This is a genomic window from Vibrio sp. 10N.222.49.C9 (assembly GCF_041474985.1).
Taxonomy (GTDB): domain Bacteria; phylum Pseudomonadota; class Gammaproteobacteria; order Enterobacterales; family Vibrionaceae; genus Vibrio; species Vibrio crassostreae_C.
Genome location: NZ_JBFRVD010000432.1, coordinates 1 through 329, shown reverse-complemented (window position 1 = coordinate 329; position 329 = coordinate 1). Strand labels below are relative to the sequence as shown.

Below are 329 nucleotides of genomic sequence, written 5' to 3'. Positions count from 1 at the left end.
CCTTGAATTTTGTGTGGAGCAGGCTGCACATCTTCGCCTGCAAGCACTTGGCTGATGACCGGAGACTCAGCGGGCTCAACAGCAACAGAAGTGATTGCCTTGCCTTTCGTTTGCTTAATGTAACGGCTAGTACCGGTAATTGTACCACCAGTACCGACACCAGAAACCAATACATCAATCTCGCCGTCAGTAGCTTCCCAAAGCTCAGGGCCTGTGGTTTGTTCATGAATTGCAGGGTTTGCTGGGTTGTTGAACTGTTGAAGAAGCAGAGTGGTTTCTGGGCTTTCAGCCACAATCTCTTCTGCTTTAGCGATAGCGCCCTTCATACC

General features: G+C 49.8%; 1 protein-coding gene. It reads right to left on the bottom strand.

Annotation, left to right across the window (positions count from 1 at the left end):
- Positions 1–329, bottom strand: a 329-nt coding sequence (locus tag AB4585_RS23840) for a pyridoxal-phosphate dependent enzyme (RefSeq protein WP_372171238.1), incomplete at both ends; no start/stop codon positions are given.